We start from the raw sequence: 1,673 nt of genomic DNA on the forward strand, positions 1-1,673 counted from the left end.
AAGAAATCAGCTATATCCATTGGATGACTAAGTTAACCCAATGTTAACTAAAAGTTTTCAGATAAGAAGAGTATATCTAATTATGTAAAGTTTTGTATCGTGATTCAACATTTATGCATTTGGAACAGATTAGTCATGATAAAATCCTGAGGGGGCGACATGAAAACTAAAACGTTGATAAAATCAGCTTCATAGCCCTCATACCTCGTAAATAATGCTCTGGTTTATTGCGATTTAATCTCATTAAATCTTCAACGATACCCCAAGAATTATCTAAGAAACTGGCCCAAGTTTGGCTATATAAACCAACATAAAAACTGCGATGTCTTCTGGTTGCTCGTCCAGATTCTTTGACTCTAGCAATATATTTTTGTACACCAGTACGCTTAACTTGTTGTCCTTGAAAGGTCGCCATGCTATAAGCGAAAGATATTATTAATACCAGAAATATCAAGCGCTGACCAGAAACCTTAGTATCTTCTAATTTATAGCCTCCACTTTTAAAGTCTCGGAACATTTTCTCAATGCTAAAACGTTTTTTATAAGCATTTATAGCCGACGTCAGGTTAGTTAAATTAGTTAAAATAAACCATCCTTCTTCTGGTGAAGCTCCTTTGCTTAAGTAACGCCAGCCTGAATGGTGCGCGTTTTAGAGGCGCAGATTTGCAGGGAGCGATTCTGATTGGGGCAAAACTGGTAGGGGCTGACTTCAGCGAACTGAAGCACGCTCCCGCTTATCTTGATCGAGCGGATTTGACCGATACGGGGATTACGGGATTTCGCGATGCACGGCTTTGCAACGCCACCATGACAAATGGTGCAATTTCTAAACAGGGTTGCTTTTGGCCTTCCTACGATTTGAAGAAAGCAGCACAAGCTCAGGATTGGCGCTGGATGGATTCGGCAACCAGTTATCTATTTAAAGAGGCGGTGATTCCTGGGGATGCCAAGGCGCTTGAGCAGACTGTAGACGAGATTACACCCGAACAAATCCGGGAGATGCCTTGCAAACATCTCAAAACTCTAGATCAACTTTGGCGACAAGCAAGCGGCGATCGCTTTGGGTTCGGCATTCAGCGGCGAATTTGGGAAAGTTCTCCAGTGAATCGAGATTACACCAAGTTCGGAGAAGCTGTGGGATGGAAGCAAAACGGAACTTGGCTTAAATTTAATGATTTAAAGGCTAAAGAGTCCGCTTCTAATGGCAGTGTTCTTCCCATCGGTCATTTTCCCTGGCACTCTTGGCAAGTTCTGGAACCTACTAAAACCGAGCCTACTCGCTTTCGCCGCGTGGGATTTGGGGAATGGATGGCACACTTGAAAGCTTGTAAAATTTGACCGAGCTGCCGTCTCAGTGGAATAACAAGGTGCAATCACCTTAGCATTGCTTACCGTAGGTATCGCGTTCCAGTTAATCTCAAATGCCTTCAAGTTATTTTCCCATGACCAACAGCTGCTAATGGTTGTGAAATTCCCAAAATTACTCTTGCCAATCCGGAGTCGTTATGAGTATGATTTATATAGCGTAGTCATTACGAGTTTGACTTAGAAAAGGTTAAGTAGGGCGTGCTGAATAACGAGAAAAAAGCGGCGCTAATTAGGTTGGTGAGCGCTGCTTAGCTGGTCAAATGCCAGAAAAACCGGTAAAATCGCTCAAAACCCGTGCATCCCCC

1 protein-coding gene and 1 pseudogene are annotated in these 1,673 nt (G+C 42.9%); one reads left to right on the forward strand and one right to left on the reverse strand.

Annotated elements, in window-relative coordinates; genetic code table 11:
• Window positions 1-166: 166 nt before the first annotated feature.
• A pseudogene (locus NDI42_RS28845) lies at window positions 167-631 on the reverse strand (transposase family protein); the annotation flags it as partial.
• Between NDI42_RS28845 and NDI42_RS28850 the strand changes: the two are divergent.
• Window positions 604-1,338, forward strand: coding sequence for a GUN4 domain-containing protein (locus NDI42_RS28850; protein ID WP_190450538.1), 735 nt, complete (start codon window positions 604-606; stop codon window positions 1,336-1,338). The pseudogene NDI42_RS28845 and the gene NDI42_RS28850 overlap by 28 nt on opposite strands.
• The last annotated feature ends 335 nt before the right edge of the window (window positions 1,339-1,673 follow it).

Origin of the sequence: Funiculus sociatus GB2-C1 (genome assembly GCF_039962115.1) — a bacterium.
In the GTDB taxonomy this organism is placed as follows: domain Bacteria; phylum Cyanobacteriota; class Cyanobacteriia; order Cyanobacteriales; family FACHB-T130; genus Funiculus; species Funiculus sociatus.